Raw genomic sequence first — 13,827 nt, 5'->3', positions numbered from 1 at the left:
TTCATTTTAAAGTAGCTGTTATCGTTAATAAACCACCATAAACTAGTCTTTATTATTACTTCTAAAGGCACGCTTACGATCATTCTCAGTTAAATGACGTTTACGTAAACGGATAGACAATGGTGTTACTTCTACTAATTCATCATCATCAATAAACTCTAATGCTTGTTCTAATGACATCTTAACTGGTGGTGACAACGTAGTTGCTTCATCTGTACCTGACGCTCGCATGTTAGTTAATTTTTTACCAGTTAAACAGTTAACGGTTAAATCATTGGAACGCGTATGAATACCAATAATTTGACCTTCATAAACCTCTGCACCATGACCAATGAACAACTTACCACGATCTTGCAAGCTATATAAAGCATACGCCAGTGCTTTACCGGTACCGTTTGAAATCATTACCCCATTATTACGTTGGCCAATTTCACCCGGACGCACATCATCATAATGACTAAAGGTTGAATAAAGTAAACCAGTACCCGAAGTCATAGTCATAAACTCAGTTCTAAAACCAATCAGTCCTCGGCTTGGAATAACATAATCTAAACGCACTCGGCCTTTGCCATCAGGTAACATATTGGTTAAATCACCTTTACGTAAACCTAGTGCTTCCATCACCGAACCTTGATGTTGTTCTTCAATATCGAGGGTGACTTGTTCGAATGGTTCTTGTTTTTTACCATCAATTTCACGATAAATAACTTTAGGACGGGAAACACCTAACTCATAGCCTTCACGGCGCATGTTTTCGATTAACACTGATAAATGTAGTTCACCACGACCAGACACTTTAAAGGCATCAGGATCCGGAGTTTCTTCAACTCGCAGCGCCACGTTATGCACTAACTCTTTATTTAAACGTTCCAAAATTTGGCGCGAAGTCACAAATTTACCTTCTTTACCAGCAAAAGGCGAGTTGTTAACATTAAAGAACATAGTCACTGTTGGTTCGTCCACACTTAATGCCGGTAAGGCTTCCACCGCATTATTATCACAAATAGTGTCCGAAATACCGAGTTCACCAAGACCAGTTAAAGCAATAATGTCACCCGCTTCAGCAACTTCGGCTTCATAGCGCTGTAAACCTAAATGACCTAATACTTGCCCTACTTTACCGGTACGTTTGTTACCTTCACTATCGACAATCGTGACTTGCTGATTTGGTTTAACACGACCACGTTTAATGCGACCAATACCAATTACGCCAACATAATTATTATAATCAAGTTGTGATATTTGCATTTGGAATGGACCATCTAAATCCACTTTTGGTGGCTCAACGTATTTGACAATCGCTTCGAATAATGGGGTCATGTCTGGAGCCATAACTTCATGATCCAGCCCCGCAATACCCATTAGCGCAGAAGCATAAACTATTGGAAAGTCTAATTGTTCATCGGTAGCACCTAAATTAACAAATAGATCGAATACCTGATCAACTACCCAATCCGGACGTGCACCCGGGCGGTCAACTTTATTAATAACTACAATTGGTTTTAAGCCATAAGCAAAAGCTTTTTGAGTCACAAAGCGCGTTTGAGGCATTGGTCCATCCATGGCATCTACCAGCAATAACACTGAATCAACCATTGACATTACACGTTCAACTTCACCACCAAAGTCAGCATGCCCCGGAGTATCCACAATATTAATTCGATAACCATTCCAGTTTATAGCTGTATTTTTAGCTAAAATAGTAATACCGCGTTCTTTTTCAAGCGCGTTTGAGTCCATTATTCGTTCATTTTCCTCACCACGCAAATTATCAAGCGTGCCGGATTGTTTCAATAACTTATCAACCAAGGTGGTTTTACCATGGTCAACGTGTGCAATAATGGCTATATTTCTTAAATTTTCAATCACAATTAAAATCCCAATTAGGAGACAGATTCTTTAGGCGCGATATTGTACACCTTTTTAGTTGAAATGTTGATCTATATCACAAAGTTTCTTTAAAAGAACTTTAATGCCTTGCTAAAGGCAAAAATTATAGATCTTTTTGTGAAGATGTTTCCTGAGAAGTATACGTTTCAGTATAAAATTTAGCGGCAAATTCATCAACTTTAGACCAATCAGTATACTCAATCACAGGTTTAGTCACATCAGTATCACCTTTGCCTAGCCACATAATAAAGCGAATCATATTACGATCAAACCAATTATATTGTGGGTAATAAAGTGCACCAGCAAAAACCGCTTTTAATTTAGGGTGCCAAGCTATTTTCGCCAGGAATTTCTTAGTATATAAGTTGGTTTCAGGAGTATTTTTATTTGGCTTCCTTGCCACCACATTCACGCCAAAAAAGGCAGATGGCATACTATTTAATTTTTGATAATTATTATCAATAAATTTTTTCATCACTTTACTATAAAAGCCATAACGAATCGAACAACCAAGCAATGCGGCGTGATATTTTGACAAATCAATATGGGAATTTGGCAGCAATTCAATTAAATCACAATCTAATTTACCAGCTAAATGTTGTTTTATACGTTGCATGATCTTAAGCGTCTGCTTTTCATGTGTGGTATACAGTAATAAAATTTTCATATCAGTACTCATGGTATTGATTCCTTATTAGTAATAATACTCAGTCTTGACCAAGATTACTTTTTTTATGAGAAAAATTAATAAATTGGGGGTGATTTAACCAGTAACTTTTATTATAGTAGTAGACTAATTAAATTAGCATGGAACTGATTATGGCAATTTCACCCCCAAAACTTAGTGCAATTATTTTGGCGGCAGGAAAAGGCACCCGGATGTATTCCAACCTCCCTAAAGTTTTACACAAAATCGGCGCTAAACCGATGTTACAACATGTTATTGATACAGTTCAACAAATTAATACCAATCACATCAATATAATTTACGGACATGGTAAACAACAATTAGAACAAGCTTTAAAAGATCAACCTGTACAACTGGTTTATCAGGCTGAGCAACTCGGTACCGGGCATGCGGTGCAGCAAGCAATTCCTTATATTGAAGATGATGAGGATATCTTGATCTTATATGCTGACACCCCACTTATTTCGGTGCAAACCTTACAAAATCTGATTGCCAATAAACCCAAACAAGGCATTGCTTTATTGACGGTATTACTTGACGATCCGGCTGGATACGGTCGCATAGAGCGTAAAAATGGCAAAGTTGTGGCTATTGTTGAACAAAAAGATGCTACACCTGAGCAACAAAAAATTAAAGAAATCAACACCGGTATTATGTTGGTCACTGGCAAATTACTTAAAAATTGGTTAGAACGGTTAACCAATAATAATGCTCAACAAGAATTCTATTTAACCGATATTATCGCTTTCGCCCATCAAGATGGTTACGAGATTTTAACTTCGCACCCTGTGCAATCCTTTGAAGTGGAAGGCGTGAATAATCGCGTGCAATTAGCAACTGTAGAACGCCAATATCAACAACAGCAAGCGCATAAATTGTTGTTAGCCGGCGTTACTCTGCTCGATCCGAATCGTTTTGATTTACGCGGTACCCTCACCCATGGTCAAGATGTAACTATAGATTGCAATGTGATTATCGAAGGGGATGTCAAACTCGGGAATAACGTGTTTATTGGTGCCGGGTGCATGCTTAAAAATTGTCGTATTGATGATAACTCAGTAATTAGTCCTTATAGCATTATTGAAGATTCAATATTAGCTAACCATTGTACCGTCGGTCCTTTTGCTAGATTACGTCCAGGTAACCAACTTGATGAACAAGCTCATGTAGGTAACTTTGTTGAACTCAAAAAGGCGCATTTAGGTAAAGGCACCAAAGCTGGGCATTTAACTTATCTTGGTGATAGTGAAATTGGTAGTAATGTTAATATTGGTGCCGGCACGATTACCTGTAATTATGATGGTGCCAATAAATTTAAAACTATTATTGAAGATGATGTATTTGTCGGTTCAGATACGCAGTTAATTGCACCTGTCACCATTGGTAAAGGTGCCACTATTGCTGCCGGTACCACAGTAACAAGTAATGTTAATGACAATGAATTAGTCTTAAGTCGAGTTAGACAACAACAGCTACCCGGTTGGAAACGCCCAACAAAAACTAAATAACGAGGAATAAACTATGTGTGGAATTGTTGGCGCTATCGCCAAACGTGACGTTGCAGAAATTCTTTTAGAAGGGTTAAAACGTTTAGAATACCGAGGTTACGATTCTGCCGGATTAGCTATTATTTCACCGCAAGGCGAACTACAACGCATCCGCCGAGTAGGTAAAGTACAGGCTCTCAAAGATGCGGTAGAACAGCACCCGCTCAAAGGATCAACAGGGATCGCTCACACCCGCTGGGCAACCCACGGTGAACCATCCGAACATAATGCCCACCCACATGTTTCCGATTTTATAGCCGTTGTGCATAATGGTATTATTGAAAATTTTGAACCATTACGTGAAAGCCTGATTGCCAAAGGTTATCAATTCCGATCAGAAACCGATACCGAAGTGATTGCCCATTTAGTGCATGACATCATAGCCACCGACGACTGTAATTTATTTGAGGCGGTACAAAAAGCCGTTCCGCAATTACGCGGTGCTTACGGTACGGTGATTATGGATACGCGCAACCCCGATATTTTGGTTGCCGCTCGCTCAGGTAGCCCATTAGTTATTGGTTGTGGCGTTGGCGAAAATTTTATTGCCTCCGATCAACTAGCCTTATTACCCGTAACCCGCCAGTTTATCTTTTTGGAGGAAGGTGATATTGCATTAATCAGTCATCGCACCATCTCTATCATTGATAAGAACTTTACTGAAGTGACACGCCCACGCGTAGAATCCGACGCCAAATATGATGCCGGCAGTAAAGGGGGCTATAGCCATTACATGCAAAAAGAAATTTATGAACAACCCAATGCAATAAAAAATACCCTTGAAGGCCGAATGGCACATGGTAAAGTTGATTTAACGGAACTTGGCGATCAAGCGGAAGCTATTCTTAAACAAGTTGAACATGTACAAATTGTTGCTTGTGGCACTGCTTATAATGCCGGGATGGTAGCACGCTATTGGTTTGAAGCATTAGCCGGAATCCCGTGCGATGTCGAAATTGCCTCCGAATTCCGTTACCGCAAACCCGCTCGCCGTAAAAATAGCTTATTTATTACCTTATCGCAATCGGGGGAAACAGCTGACACACTTGCAGCTTTACGTTTAGCCAAAGAAAACCATTACTTAAGCACTTTGGCAGTTTGTAATGTAGCAGCCTCAACCTTGGTGCGCGAAGCGGATTTAGTATTATTAACCAAAGCTGGTGTTGAAATTGGTGTGGCCTCAACCAAAGCCTTTACCACTCAATTAACCGTATTATTATTGTTAGTCGCCAAATTAGGTCGCTTAAATAATATGGCTGAAAGTACCGAACAAGCGATTGTCCACGCCTTGCAAACTCTGCCTAATCGTATTGAACAAGTGTTAATGGCTGACCCTCAAATTAAACAACTAGCAGGTCAATTCGTTGATAAACATCATGCTTTATTCTTAGGCCGTGGCGACGAATACCCAATTGCTATGGAAGCGTCATTAAAGTTGAAAGAAATTTCTTATATTCATGCCGAAGCTTATGCTGCAGGGGAATTAAAACATGGACCATTAGCTTTAATTGATGCCGATATGCCAGTAATTATCATGGCGCCAACCAACGATTTGTTAGAAAAATTAAAATCTAATATCGAAGAAGTGCGTGCGCGTGGTGGTCAACTGTATGTATTTGCGCAGCAAGATGCCGGTTTTGTTAGTGACGACACCATGCAGGTGATTAACTTGCCGCATATTGAAGAACTGACTGCACCTATTTATTACACTGTCCCAACTCAGTTATTAGCCTACCATGTAGCGTTAATTAAAGGTACCGACGTCGATCAGCCACGCAACTTGGCAAAATCTGTTACAGTGGAGTAAATTTCGCTGTATTAAATTTGAAGATTTGATGTTGGTTTGATTAAACCAATCTAACCAACATCTCTGGAAAAAATCAGAATAGTTTACTTAGCCATAAGTCTGACTTTTAACAAATAACCTATTGGCTGAATGCTATTAATACTCTAACTGCCGATAAAATTTCAATTTAGTTATGCCCTCGCCTGAAACACAATAACCACTTGTCCAATCACCATATTGGTTATGTTCTGAATAGAAGCATTTAACACCAATGGGGCAAGCATCTGCCGCGTTATAAGGAGATGTCATGTCACTTTCGAACAACCAACCAGATTCATTATAAAAAAACTGTGCTAACCACAAACAGGGACCTTCATTTGCTGCACTACGGGAACTTAACTTATTATTAACATAATTAAACGACGTGATTGTTGATTCTAAAGTGGTATTATCAGTTTTATTAATCAGTTGACCAAATTTGTCATAATCAAATTCTACAATATTTTGTTTATTGTTATCGATCATTGCCATGATGTTGTTATGCTTATCCAAATTTAAAGAGAAATGTTGATTTTGGTAATCTATTGATTTAGATGAATAATCTACATTCACATTATCTATTTCATCTGCAGCAATAACTTTTGTAATTAAACCTTGTTGATTAGCCTCAATGACAGTTTTTATTGATTCATTACTAGTTAAAATATCAGATATGATAACTTGTTTTACAATCACTTTATCATTTGGACTAAATTCATGATAAGACAATGCATTATAACTATTGCAAACTGGTGTATGATTATTTGCTTGGGTATCACAACCCAAAAGTAGCCAGATACAGTTGCAACAAATGAATACCAGTTTTTTCATCTTTATTCCATTTCCTTGTAACTAACACCTAATTGTAGGTATTTAATCATACAATTTATTCTCTTTTTAGTATCCATTAATCATTTCAATTTTAATTTATTATATTGAATTAAATAACTCATTTATTTAGCAAATAATCCAAAAATTTCACTAAATTAGTTTTTTTAATTTCGGCTGTTTTAGATTACGATTTTTCATTTGATTTATCACTCCATCCTACTAAAGAAATTTATAGAAATTCCTTTGGAAATTCGTTGCAACCTCAAAGTCATAGTACTCCAATGGTGATTCGTTATCGACATAGTTTCAGCTCATTAAATGTTCTTTAAATATGAGTTAAATTATCTTAATCATTAACACCTTTATTTTTGCTATAAAAACAATATTTTTACTTTATTTTTATACTTAAACGTATACCTCTCAGGAAACATCTTTACAATTATTTAAGCAATATAGCTTATAAAGTTTGCCTTAATTTCCCACTATTGGATTTAGTCGCTATAATGCAGGCAATTTTATTGTAAAGTGGATTATTCATGAAAACGTTATTTGCCAGTACCTCGCGAGGGCTTGAGGAATTACTTAAGAAAGAGTTAGAGGAGATAGGCTCAACCAATAGTAAAATTGTTCAAGGCGGTGTCTATTTTGATGCTGATGAAACCACATTATATCAATCACTATTATGGTCTCGTTTAGCATCACGCATTTTATTACCAATAGTTGAATTTGACATCTATAGTGATTTGGATCTTTATTCATGTGCTTTTAACGTCAAATGGTCTGATATTTTTGCTGTCGATAATTCCTTTGTGATTAACTTTGTTGGCGTCAATGACTTTATTCGCAATAGCCAATATGGCGCACTTAAAATTAAAGATGCCATTGTCGATCACTTTTCACGTACAGTTAATCAACGCCCGAATGTAGCTAAACAAGATCCTGATATCCGTATTCATGCTTATTTGCATAAAAATCATGTAACACTTTCATTAGATTTAAGTGGTGATAGTCTGCACCAACGTGGTTATCGTCAACAAACTGGGCTAGCGCCATTAAAAGAGAATCTAGCGTCGGCAATTATTATGCGTTCTGGTTGGCAAGTTACTGAGCCTCTGCTTGATCCTATGTGTGGTTCTGGTACCTTGCTGATTGAAGCCGCGATGATTGCTTGCAAAATCCCACCCGGATTACAGCGCAAACAATGGGGATTTTTTGCTTGGAAAGGCTTTAACCCTTCCCTATGGAACGAATTATTGTTTGCAGCCAAACATAATGTAGTTAAAGCTGATACGCCATTTATCGGTTATGATAATAATGCACAAGTGCTTGAGCGCGCCAAACAAAACGCTACTCAAGCAGGCGTAGGTGATTTAATCACTTTTAAATTGCAAGATGTGAGCCAATTAACTAATCCATTACCCACTGAAACGTCAGGAATGATTATCAGTAATCCACCCTATGGTGAACGATTAGAAAGTGAACCGGCACTTATTGCACTACATACAGCACTTGGTCAACAAATCAAACACAACTTTGCCGGTTGGCGCTTATCGCTGTTTAGCGGTGCGCCACAATTGTTAGATTGTTTACAAATGCGTGCCGAGCGGCAATTTAAGGCCAAAAATGGACCTTTAGATTGTGTGCAAAAAAATTATGTGATTGCCAAGCGTGAGACTAATCAGCAAACAATAACGCCAAGCCTACCGGCGGCTGATTTTGCTAACCGACTACGCAAAAATATGCAAAAATATGAAAAATGGGCCAACCAAGAACAGTTAGAATGTTACCGGCTTTATGATGCTGATCTACCCGAATACAATGTAGCAATCGATCGTTATAAAGATAAAGTGGTGGTGCAAGAGTACGCAGCACCTAAAAATATCGATCCCCAAAAAACCCGTCAACGATTATTCGATATAATCAATGCCACTATGTCAGTGTTAGCGCTCACAGCCGATCAGTTAATTCTAAAAACCCGAGAGAAGCAGAAAGGTAGACAGCAATATCAAAAACTGGCACAAAAACAGGATTACTTTTTAGTCCATGAATACGCCATTAACCAACGTAAAACCCAGTTTTGGGTTAATGTGACTGACTACCTCGATACTGGCTTATTTTTAGATCATCGTCTGGCGCGTAAAATGATTGGTGAAATGAGTGCCGGAAAAGACTTTTTAAATCTGTTTGCCTATACTGGTAGTGCGACTGTTTATGCTGGCCTTGGCGGAGCAAAATCAACCACGACCGTCGATATGTCACGAACATACTTAGAATGGGCCGATCGCAATTTAAAACAAAATGGTTTAACTGGCAACAAACACCGTTTGATTCAAGCTGATTGCTTACTCTATCTGGCTCAAAGTGATGCACAATTCGATTTAATCTTTATCGATCCACCGACATTTTCCAATTCCAAACGGATGCAAGACACCTTTGACGTACAGCGCGATCATTTAAAATTAATGGCGGATTTAAAACGGTTATTAAGACCGAATGGCGTTATTGTGTTTTCCAACAATAAACGTGGTTTTAAAATGGATGACACTGGCATGCACAATCTTGGGTTGTCATATCAAGATATCACCAGCAAAACCCTGTCCCTTGATTTTAAACGTAACAAGCAAATTCACTGCTGTTTTATTGTCAAACATTTAAAATAGAAATACCGCCTATACGGCGGTGAACCTTTATCCATTTTAGAGGATGAACTTTTAAATTTTCTAAACCGCCTATACGGCGGTGAACAATTCGACAATAAATTTATTGGGTTTGCAACTTTTCTAAACCGCCTATACGGCGGTGAACTAGATTCGTATATACTATAAACGTTGTTTAACAAAAGGCAAACAAGGATTTTTGATTAGCAAACCCTTTTTTTATCTATATTGGAAATTAATTGATTTTATACTTAATTTTAAAATTAAGTATAAAAAAGGGTTACGGTGACCGTGTTTGGTTTACAACAAATCACGGTCTTGGTAATGGAACCTAGCGTACGACTAAAACTGAGGTTTTAGCGCCACGCACTACTCCGGCAGCGTTTGAGCCTAAAAGATGGGTTGAAATATTGGGGCGGCGCGAACCGATAATAATGAGGTCTGGTTCAATCTCGTTGGCTATAGCAAGAATTTCATCGCGTGGGTTGCCGAAGGCGATGGAAAAAGATAGTTTTTCACGCGGTAAGTTAACTGAATCAATCAGTTTATGCAGCCATTGTTCAGTTTGTACCGTAGCTTGATCTTTAAATTCATCAAATCCAAATGAATAAGCATTAACAATGGCAGAAGCAACTGGTAAAGTATGGAAAAAAATCACTTCTGCATTCGACAATTTGGCCAGACATTCTAAGTGGGGAATAACTTTTTTAGTTAACTCTTCTTCTAAAATATCGACAGGAACTAAAATCTTCTTATACATAATGACCCCCTAGTTAAATTGAAACCCTACCTTTTGGATAAACCAAAAGCAATAACTATTACTATCATACGGATTTTTGTGCAATTATCTAATGCTTTTTCTATATAAATAAATTAAACCACTGCTTTTGCTGATAACAGTTACAATATAGGAATTATTGCAACATAAGATCCTTTTGATTATCATTGGATTATCAATCCTTATCGTTTTCTGAGCTAGAATTGCAAGTTAGCATGGAGCCAAAAGATGCAAAAAATCGTTTATCGTAGTGATCATAAACCTAGTTTAAGCCAAGCCATCAGTTTGTATAGCAACTGTAGTTTAGGCGCACGCCGTCCGATTACTGACGGCAAACGTTTTCAAGCTATGTTAGATAATGCTAACTTAATGATTACCGCTTGGGATGATCAGCAACTTATTGGCATCGCCCGTTGTTTGACTGACTTTGTGTATATCACTTATTTAGCTGATTTGGCTGTGGATGAGCGTTACCAACATCAAGGTATTGGTAAACAGTTAATTAGAGAGGTGCAAAAACACACCGCAAGCAATTGTAAAATAACCTTATTAGCTGCACCGCAAGCGGTCGATTATTATCCACATCTTGGTTTTCAAGCACATCCTTCTGCTTGGACTTTAAATGAGTTATTACAATGAAAATTATTTTAGCTTCAACATCACTATCACGTAAAAAAATACTGCACAAATTAGCCATTCCATTCGAATGCGTTGCTCCCGTTTGTGATGAAACCCCATTAGCGGGTGAAAGTGCCGAACAATTGGTGCTACGTCTATCTAAAATAAAAGCACAATCATTAGTTGAATGTTACCCAAATAGTTTGATTATTGGCTCAGATCAAGTGGGCGTGTTAGACGATAAAATTGTAGGTAAACCGCATACTGTTGCCAATGCTCGCAAACAGTTACAAAACAGCAGTGGTAAGGCCTTTTATTTCTATACCGGCATGACGGTAATTAATACCAATACATCACAATCCGTTACTCTGTGTGAACCATTTAAAGTTACTTTTCGGCAGTTAACTGATGCTGAAATTGACGCTTATATCGCGAAAGAACAGCCCTTTCAATGTGCAGGTAGTTTTAAATGTGATGAGTTAGGCATCACTTTATTTGACAAACTGGAAGGCGATGATATTAACTCGCTGGTCGGTTTGCCACTGTTAAAACTAAATAAGATTATGATACAAATGGGTTGTAATCCTTTACTGATGTAGATGTGGCACTTTCTGCTTAAGTTAATAGTTTGCCTGCTGACATTTTCAGCACTTTTTGGCTATAACTGGCAACATCGTTATCATGAGTGACAATTAGTAAGGCCGTGCCTTGCTGGTTGATCTCGGTTAATAGTTGCATAATTTCTGCTGAACTTTCATCATCGAGATCGCTAGTTGGCTCATCGGCAATAATGAGTTGCGGTTTACAAATAAGTGCACGTAAAATGGCGATACGGCGCATTTCACCACCTGACATATTAGCAGGGAAAGCCTCTTGCAAATAACTTATATTCGCTTTTTCTAGCAAGCTTTGAGCATAACTCAAGCAAGTTTGCGGTTCGCGTTTGGTTAAATAAAAAGGTAAGCGAATATTATCAATAGCATTTAAGTTAGGTAATAAACTGCTGCCTTGCGGAATATAACCAATATGCTGATTCCGAAATGCCGAAACTTGCTGATCATTAAGTTCAAATAGATTGGTATCATTAATAATAATTTTACCTTGAGTTGGTGTTAGCAAGCCGGCAATCATATTTAGTAAGGTAGTTTTACCACTGCCTGACTTACCCATTATGCAGACAAAATCATCACTTGCCATGGAAAAACTAACATTATTGACCGCAGCAAAAGTTTGTTGGCCTCGGGTATAGTCTTTGCGTAAATTTTTGATGTCCAGTAACATTATTCACCCTCTCTAAGTGTGCTATAAGTATCAAATTTGGTCATCGATAGCGCCGAATAGATACTTGAAAGTGGGCCAATAATTAGAGTAAGTATAAAGACCACAACCGCATAAAATATAGCATCAAATAATGAAATATTGACACACGGCAGACCAATTGATTGGCAAATTAGCAAACTAAAGGCATACAGCAAGATTGCCGCAACTAAAATCCCGGCTATGCCGCCTAAGGCACTAATAATCAGTGATTCACGCAATAGCATTTTAACTAATGTTAGTCGAGAGGCACCAAGTATGCGTAATAAGCTAATTTCGCGTTTGCGTTCATTAAGCATGGAAGAGAAAATGATAAAGATCACAATAATGGCCAGCACCCAAAAAATGGCTGATAAACTATAAACAATGGTAGAAAAACTATTTAACCATTTGGAGATATTGCTTATCATGCCTTTGGTCATAACAAAATCTATATTATAGTCTATGGCATATTTGGGCATTATTTGATTGACGATATCTTTAGGCTGATAGTCAGGATTCACTTTAATAAACACCGAGGAAACATAATTAGCAAAATGATCAACATCACCTTCAACTAATTTAGCCTCTTGCATTAACGTTCTTGCTGCTTGTAAGGTCATGAAAACAGAGGTATCAAAACCCATTCCGGTACTATCCATTTTAGCGGCAATTTTAAATGGATGATTAAAGAACTTAATTTCATCACCTACTTGCGATGAGATTTTAGAACCGACTACTACTTCATTATCAGTTAGTGGCGTTGACAGTTGCGATTGTAACCATGGCTTAATCACAAAATCGCTGTGCTGATCAAAGCCAATTAGTTGAACTTTACTGCTACAACAGCCGGCATTTAGTGACGCAATAAATAGTTGCGGAGAAATAGCATCGATGCCTTGAATATCTTTGATTTTATCGATTAAATCAACTTTAAGGTAAAAACTACTTGGCTCACCACGCAATAATGCAACTTCTAGATTTTTTTCATAGCCGTGGGGAACAATAAGGATATCAGCACCTAAACGATCGGCCATGCCGGAAATTCCTAAACTCAAGTTCTTCATCAATACGCTGCCACCAAATAATGTGGCCGAAAACAGCATAATGATAATAATCAAACAACAGCTACGAAATGGACGGCGTTGCACATTTCGCCAAGCTAAGTTTGCGATGGTGATAGTTTTTTCCTGCATGTTTAAACCTTGCTGTCTATAATCTAAAATTAAGTTTTCTAGACACTTTATTCAAATAAAGGGCATTGATAATCGCCACTACTAATAATAGTATCGATAACAAAATTAGAGCGGGCTTGGTGCCCATATTACATAGCATCATAGCGCCCGGGCAAACACCGATTAAAATAGTCGGAATGGCTGCGGTAAAAAATGAAATACAAGCAAGCGCCATGCTTAAACCCATGCGTACAAACACCGTACGCGAAAATAACATCAATAGTCCAATAGCTATCACCACAATACCAATACCAACTTCGGCTCTGGCAGTCCAAAAACATTTCATTATGGTACCCGTGGTACTATGTGCCATTTCATGATTCATCATATTGTTGGTCATGTCAGTCGGCATCGTGGCGACTTCTGGCGGTGGGCAGACTGGCACGATATACAAAGGCACTAAAATTAGTAAAGCCCCTATAATAATAAAAATTAATGATGAAATTAGACGATTTTTCATAA

The 13,827-nt window shown here is 37.9% G+C and carries 12 protein-coding genes; 5 read left to right on the top strand and 7 right to left on the bottom strand.

The genetic code is table 11. The features are described 5' to 3' along the window. Nucleotides 1-42 precede the first annotated feature (42 nt). Both typA and hemG read right to left on the bottom strand, forming a co-directional pair. Complete coding sequence (gene typA, locus A9G13_RS05470) at nt 43-1,869, bottom strand: translational GTPase TypA (RefSeq protein ID WP_065556597.1); 1,827 nt, start codon at nt 1,867-1,869, stop codon at nt 43-45. A gap of 124 nt (nt 1,870-1,993) precedes the next feature. Beyond that, nucleotides 1,994-2,557 carry a menaquinone-dependent protoporphyrinogen IX dehydrogenase gene (gene hemG / locus A9G13_RS05465; RefSeq protein WP_065557093.1) on the bottom strand — a complete coding sequence of 188 codons (564 nt, stop codon included), beginning with the start codon at nt 2,555-2,557 and terminating at the stop codon, nt 1,994-1,996. 158 nt (nt 2,558-2,715) lie between these two features. Here hemG and glmU point away from each other — a divergent pair, with 158 nt between their 5' ends. Both glmU and glmS read left to right on the top strand, forming a co-directional pair. Further along, nucleotides 2,716-4,086, top strand: coding sequence for a bifunctional UDP-N-acetylglucosamine diphosphorylase/glucosamine-1-phosphate N-acetyltransferase GlmU (gene glmU, locus A9G13_RS05460; RefSeq protein WP_065557092.1), 1,371 nt, complete (start codon nt 2,716-2,718; stop codon nt 4,084-4,086). Nucleotides 4,087-4,099: 13 nt separating this feature from the next. After that, on the top strand, nt 4,100-5,932 hold the full coding sequence (gene glmS / locus A9G13_RS05455) for a glutamine--fructose-6-phosphate transaminase (isomerizing) (RefSeq protein WP_065556596.1): 1,833 nt from the start codon (nt 4,100-4,102) through the stop codon (nt 5,930-5,932). Between the two features lie 135 nt (nt 5,933-6,067). Here the strand turns inward: glmS and A9G13_RS05450 are convergent, their stop codons facing one another. Continuing rightward, nucleotides 6,068-6,781 carry a hypothetical protein gene (locus tag A9G13_RS05450; RefSeq protein WP_065556595.1) on the bottom strand — a complete coding sequence of 238 codons (714 nt, stop codon included), beginning with the start codon at nt 6,779-6,781 and terminating at the stop codon, nt 6,068-6,070. Between the two features lie 536 nt (nt 6,782-7,317). Here A9G13_RS05450 and rlmKL point away from each other — a divergent pair. Further along, nucleotides 7,318-9,441, top strand: a complete 2,124-nt coding sequence (gene rlmKL, locus A9G13_RS05445; RefSeq protein ID WP_065556594.1) for a bifunctional 23S rRNA (guanine(2069)-N(7))-methyltransferase RlmK/23S rRNA (guanine(2445)-N(2))-methyltransferase RlmL — start codon at nt 7,318-7,320, stop codon at nt 9,439-9,441. Between the two features lie 328 nt (nt 9,442-9,769). Here rlmKL and A9G13_RS05440 read toward each other — a convergent pair whose 3' ends face one another. Beyond that, nucleotides 9,770-10,198, bottom strand: a complete 429-nt coding sequence (locus tag A9G13_RS05440) for a universal stress protein (protein WP_065556593.1) — start codon at nt 10,196-10,198, stop codon at nt 9,770-9,772. Between the two features lie 246 nt (nt 10,199-10,444). On the opposite strand from A9G13_RS05440, the gene A9G13_RS05435 reads away from it, so the two are divergent. After that, nucleotides 10,445-10,855 (top strand): GNAT family N-acetyltransferase, encoded by a 411-nt coding sequence (locus A9G13_RS05435; protein WP_065556592.1) that lies wholly within the window; start codon nt 10,445-10,447, stop codon nt 10,853-10,855. Continuing rightward, nucleotides 10,852-11,433 carry a Maf family protein gene (locus A9G13_RS05430; RefSeq protein WP_065556591.1) on the top strand — a complete coding sequence of 194 codons (582 nt, stop codon included), beginning with the start codon at nt 10,852-10,854 and terminating at the stop codon, nt 11,431-11,433. The genes A9G13_RS05435 and A9G13_RS05430 overlap by 4 nt, the downstream gene beginning before the upstream one ends. A 16-nt stretch (nt 11,434-11,449) precedes the next feature. Here the strand turns inward: A9G13_RS05430 and A9G13_RS05425 are convergent, their stop codons facing one another. Genes A9G13_RS05425 through A9G13_RS05415 form a run of 3 tightly spaced genes read right to left on the bottom strand, consistent with a single transcriptional unit; the run spans nt 11,450 to nt 13,825 of the window. Then, nucleotides 11,450-12,115, bottom strand: a complete 666-nt coding sequence (locus A9G13_RS05425; protein WP_065556590.1) for an ABC transporter ATP-binding protein — start codon at nt 12,113-12,115, stop codon at nt 11,450-11,452. Beyond that, on the bottom strand, nt 12,115-13,326 hold the full coding sequence (locus A9G13_RS05420; protein WP_065556589.1) for an ABC transporter permease: 1,212 nt from the start codon (nt 13,324-13,326) through the stop codon (nt 12,115-12,117). Before A9G13_RS05420 ends, A9G13_RS05425 begins: the two co-directional genes overlap by 1 nt. Nucleotides 13,327-13,342: 16 nt before the next feature. Further along, complete coding sequence (locus A9G13_RS05415; RefSeq protein ID WP_065556588.1) at nt 13,343-13,825, bottom strand: DUF4418 family protein; 483 nt, start codon at nt 13,823-13,825, stop codon at nt 13,343-13,345. Nucleotides 13,826-13,827: the final 2 nt, after the last annotated feature.

The sequence above is a fragment of the Gilliamella sp. wkB178 genome, from assembly GCF_001690705.1.
Lineage (GTDB): Bacteria > Pseudomonadota > Gammaproteobacteria > Enterobacterales > Orbaceae > Gilliamella > Gilliamella apicola_K.
The sequence above is the reverse complement of the archived record's forward strand: the minus strand, read 5'-3'. Positions and strand labels throughout refer to the sequence as shown.

Excerpts from the sequence above, each read along its gene's own strand:
- hemG (WP_065557093.1), bottom strand. The coding sequence starts at position 2,557 with ATGAAAATTTTATTACTGTATACCACACATGAAAAGCAGACGCTTAAG.
- glmS (WP_065556596.1), top strand. The coding sequence starts at position 4,100 with ATGTGTGGAATTGTTGGCGCTATCGCCAAACGTGACGTTGCAGAAATT.
- A9G13_RS05450 (WP_065556595.1), bottom strand. The coding sequence starts at position 6,781 with ATGAAAAAACTGGTATTCATTTGTTGCAACTGTATCTGGCTACTTTTG.
- rlmKL (WP_065556594.1), top strand. The coding sequence starts at position 7,318 with ATGAAAACGTTATTTGCCAGTACCTCGCGAGGGCTTGAGGAATTACTT.
- A9G13_RS05440 (WP_065556593.1), bottom strand. The coding sequence starts at position 10,198 with ATGTATAAGAAGATTTTAGTTCCTGTCGATATTTTAGAAGAAGAGTTA.
- A9G13_RS05435 (WP_065556592.1), top strand. The coding sequence starts at position 10,445 with ATGCAAAAAATCGTTTATCGTAGTGATCATAAACCTAGTTTAAGCCAA.
- A9G13_RS05430 (WP_065556591.1), top strand. The coding sequence starts at position 10,852 with ATGAAAATTATTTTAGCTTCAACATCACTATCACGTAAAAAAATACTG.
- A9G13_RS05425 (WP_065556590.1), bottom strand. The coding sequence starts at position 12,115 with ATGTTACTGGACATCAAAAATTTACGCAAAGACTATACCCGAGGCCAA.
- A9G13_RS05420 (WP_065556589.1), bottom strand. The coding sequence starts at position 13,326 with ATGCAGGAAAAAACTATCACCATCGCAAACTTAGCTTGGCGAAATGTG.
- A9G13_RS05415 (WP_065556588.1), bottom strand. The coding sequence starts at position 13,825 with ATGAAAAATCGTCTAATTTCATCATTAATTTTTATTATTATAGGGGCT.